At 47.2% G+C, this 3,584-nt stretch carries 5 protein-coding genes; all 5 read left to right on the forward strand.

From position 1 onward, the window contains the following. Window positions 1-313 precede the first annotated feature (313 nt). The 5 genes from AC5JLB_RS17470 to AC5JLB_RS17490 all read left to right on the forward strand — a co-directional run bounded on the left by AC5JLB_RS17470 (window position 314) and on the right by AC5JLB_RS17490 (window position 3,443). Window positions 314-871, forward strand: a complete 558-nt coding sequence (locus AC5JLB_RS17470; RefSeq protein ID WP_495875102.1) for a DsbA family protein — start codon at window positions 314-316, stop codon at window positions 869-871. 187 nt (window positions 872-1,058) lie between these two features. Continuing rightward, the gene (locus AC5JLB_RS17475) at window positions 1,059-1,241 is read left to right on the forward strand and encodes a hypothetical protein (RefSeq protein ID WP_495875103.1); all 183 of its coding nucleotides are present in this window, start codon (window positions 1,059-1,061) and stop codon (window positions 1,239-1,241) included. Continuing rightward, the gene (locus AC5JLB_RS17480; RefSeq protein ID WP_495875104.1) at window positions 1,238-1,993 is read left to right on the forward strand and encodes a glucose 1-dehydrogenase; all 756 of its coding nucleotides are present in this window, start codon (window positions 1,238-1,240) and stop codon (window positions 1,991-1,993) included. Before AC5JLB_RS17475 ends, AC5JLB_RS17480 begins: the two co-directional genes overlap by 4 nt. A gap of 58 nt (window positions 1,994-2,051) precedes the next feature. Beyond that, window positions 2,052-2,996: a zinc-binding dehydrogenase gene (locus AC5JLB_RS17485; protein ID WP_495875105.1), complete on the forward strand. Its 945-nt coding sequence runs from the start codon at window positions 2,052-2,054 to the stop codon at window positions 2,994-2,996. A gap of 69 nt (window positions 2,997-3,065) precedes the next feature. After that, window positions 3,066-3,443: a hypothetical protein gene (locus tag AC5JLB_RS17490; RefSeq protein WP_495875106.1), complete on the forward strand. Its 378-nt coding sequence runs from the start codon at window positions 3,066-3,068 to the stop codon at window positions 3,441-3,443. The last annotated feature ends 141 nt before the right edge of the window (window positions 3,444-3,584 follow it).

Genomic DNA, 3,584 nt, shown 5'->3' on the forward strand with positions numbered 1-3,584 from the left:
AATCTCATGTCAATCGAATTTTGAATAAGTTAGATGTCAGCGATCGCACCCAAGCTGTGATTGTTGCCGTTAAGCGCGGCATTGTCAGTTTGTAGGATGTACTTTCGATCAAATTCGGATTCTAACTTAAGTTAGAGCCAGTCTTCTACTTTGCGATCGCATAGTTACTCTATCAATTTGCACTGTAAAAAATTTAACTTGCTATAGGCGACAGCTTGAAGGCGACCACCTATATTGAATTTATGCAAACAGTCATGCAAATGGATCGAGCAAGTAAATTGCACGGTTCCATGCTTGATACAAATGTAAAAAGATGAGCGACGATCGTAGCCACAGTTCTTTACTTGTACCACCTTCAACTCAAGATTGGATTCAAGGTATTCTGAGTGCCAAGGTCGTGCTGGTGATGTACGGAGACTATCAATGCCCTAGAAGTGCGGACGTTTACAAGCTGATTAAAGCGATCAAACGAGAGCTTAGTGCTGCTTTTGGAGAAGATTATTTATGCTTCATCTTCCGTCATTTTCCACAAACACAGATTTATCCCCATGCTCAACGGGCAGCCCAAGCCGCCGAAGCTGCCGCCGCCCAAGGAAAGTTTTGGTTAATGAGCGATACTTTATTTGACCATCAACAAAGGTTGGAGAACGGTTATCTTGTCGAGTACGCCAATGATTTAGGGCTTGACATTCCTCAATTTCTCAAAGAGTTGTCTAAACAAGTGCATGTCGATCGCATCAACGAAGATATTGAAGGCGGAATGCAGAGTGGAGTGACGACTGCCCCAGCCCTGTTTATCAATGGAATTCGGTATACCGAGCGCTGGAACACGACGGAGTTGATGGCTGCCATGATTGCTGCGAGTCATTAAGTTCCCCGATCTTTGCTCTCAATTCACATCTGACTTGTCTGTAAGTGCTATAAGCTATCAAATTTTGATAGCTAGATCTTGCCTGTTTCACTGAACAAAATTACCGCTTTTTGAACCATGTCAACAACTGAATTCCTGCGTATTGATTTAGTGAATTACAAATCAGTATTTCATTGAGGATAATTCTATGACGCATTTACTAGTACAAGGCAAGAATGATTCTGGGTATGAAGGTACACCTCAGACTGATTCTCTTCGCGACTCTTCAGTTAATCATGCCCTGATTGCGATCGCGCAAGAAGTCACTGAGTTGCTGAGACAAGTTTACCCGATACAAACTGACGAAATTGAAACAGGAGAAACAGAATGATACTGCAAGATAAAGTGGCGTTAGTCACCGGAGGCACATCGGGAATCGGTAGAGCAACAGCGATCGCTTTCGGGGCTGCTGGAGCAAAGGTAGTATTCTCCGGTAGACGCGACGCAGAAGGAGAAAAGACTGCCAAACTGATTAGCGAAACAGGTGCCGAATGCTTATACGTTCATTCAGATGCCTCGAATGAGGAAGACATCAAAGCATTAGTGCAAAAGACGGTTGCAACCTACGGGCAACTCGACTGTGCCTTCAATAATGCAGGCACTGACGGCTCTTTTAAGCCTCTGCATGAACAATCAATTGAAGATTTTGACAACCTGATGGCAATCAATGTTCGGGGACTGTTTTTGTGCATGAAGTACGAAATTCAGCAAATGCTGTCTCAAAGATCTGGTGTGATCGTGAACAATTCGTCAGCGAGTGGTCTCGTTGCGTTTCCGGAGACTTCTCCTTACGTTGCCAGCAAACATGCAGTAATGGGGCTGACGCGAGCGGCGGCGCTGGACTATGCCAAGCAAGGCATCCGGGTTAATGCGGTGAATCCTGGAGGCACTGCAACTGAACTACTCGATCACGCCTTTGGGCAACTGGGTATCACAGCGGATGATTTAGGCCCTTTGATTCCAATGGGTCGGATCGGTCAGGCAGCAGAAGTTGCTCAAGCGGTGGTGTTTCTCTGCTCCGATGCTGCCAGCTACATCACTGGGCAACCCTTAGTGATCGATGGTGGATATACAGCAAGGTGATTGAAACAGTTCTATCTAGAACATGAAACTATAGCCCTCTACACACAAGGATATGGCGATGCGTAGACTCGTGAGTTCACTAGATGCCGTTGGCAACCTCACCTTTCAAGACACTGAAGTTCCTACTCCGAAGGCTAACGAGTGCTTGATTCGCGTCAAGGCATTTTCGATGAATCGGGGCGAACTTAAGCGATCGCAAAATGATCCACTGGACACTCCGATTGGCTGGGATGTCGTTGGCGTTGTTGAACAAACAGCGCAAGACGGCAGTGGTCCACCCACAGGGACAGAAATCGTTGCCCTCTCCATCCGCTCGGAGGGCTGGGCAGAATATGTAGCAATTCCGACTCGCTTTCTGGCTATTATTCCCCAGAGCGTATCACATACCGATGCCGCCACACTGCCCGTCGCAGGGTTAACAGCACTGTATGCAGTGGAAAAGGGATCTCGTTTACCAGGAAGTCGAGTGCTGATCACAGGGGCAACAGGGGGAGTGGGACTCTTCGCCATGCAGCTTGCTCAGATGATGGGAGCCAGCGTCGTTGCCCAAATTCGTCAGCCAGCGCAAGAAGCATTTGTGCGAGATTACGGCGCAGATGAAGTGGTGCTAACCGAAACCGGGCAAGAAGCCAAGCAGTTCGCGCCTTATCGACTGATTGTCGATGGAGTAGGAGGTGAATTGGTCGGGACGCTAACTGCGTTTTTGGCTCAAGGAGGCACCTGCGTTTGTTATGGCAGTAGCAGCGGCAACGAGATGAAGCTGTCCCTACCAGACTTCTATTTCGAGAATGGAGGACAGCGCACGCTTTACGGGTTCACGCTGTACACCGAAGTAGAGCTGGAAAGTGCTAGTTCTGGGCTGGCTCGTCTGCTGAGGTTAGTTGAGCAGGGACGGCTCAAAACGCACATCGATCGAGCAGTTTCATGGCGTGAAGCAGGCGTAACAGCGGCTGATTTGATCGGGCGCAGATTTTCAGGTAAGGCTGTGCTGCATGTGGACTAATTGTTGTTCATCGGCTGAGTTATGTCAGCCACACAGGAATAGATTATCGCTGAGCTTTATTTGCAAAAAATGAAACGATTTACCTTGTTTACTTTCCTGTATCTCGCGCTGGGAGTTTGTCTGACAGCGATCGCGCTTGGATACCCAAACCTGCCTTCGAGTCTTCAAACTAGCCTGTTCGTCAGTGCAGGATTATCTTACCTTGTTTGTCTCCTCAGCACCTTCCCTTTTTGGCTGGAGACGGCGATCCGCTTCTATCGCAGACGGAATTCAGCGGTCATTCTACCCTGGTTGTTAACTGGATTCATTATTATTTGGATGATTTGGGAGGTTCAGAGTCAGAACTGGACGATGGAAGCCATTTTACAAGCGCTTTCGTGGCTATTAGTTGTTTTACTGCAAGCAGAACTCATTGTGATTACACGGCAAGTGAATTCTGAACATTAGTGTCTAAATTGGATGCTGCCGAAACAAACTTGCGATTCACCCTAAGAATCTGGAGGAAGCCAAGCATTGAAACTTAGTACGCTTTTGATCAATGCAACGAAATTAATGCTAGGAGAAGCACAATGATACTTCAAGATAAAG

This window comes from Myxacorys chilensis (assembly GCF_059505265.1).

Coding starts and splice junctions, on each gene's coding strand:
- AC5JLB_RS17470 (WP_495875102.1), top strand. CDS start 314: ATGAGCGACGATCGTAGCCACAGTTCTTTACTTGTACCACCTTCAACT.
- AC5JLB_RS17475 (WP_495875103.1), top strand. CDS start 1,059: ATGACGCATTTACTAGTACAAGGCAAGAATGATTCTGGGTATGAAGGT.
- AC5JLB_RS17480 (WP_495875104.1), top strand. CDS start 1,238: ATGATACTGCAAGATAAAGTGGCGTTAGTCACCGGAGGCACATCGGGA.
- AC5JLB_RS17485 (WP_495875105.1), top strand. CDS start 2,052: ATGCGTAGACTCGTGAGTTCACTAGATGCCGTTGGCAACCTCACCTTT.
- AC5JLB_RS17490 (WP_495875106.1), top strand. CDS start 3,066: ATGAAACGATTTACCTTGTTTACTTTCCTGTATCTCGCGCTGGGAGTT.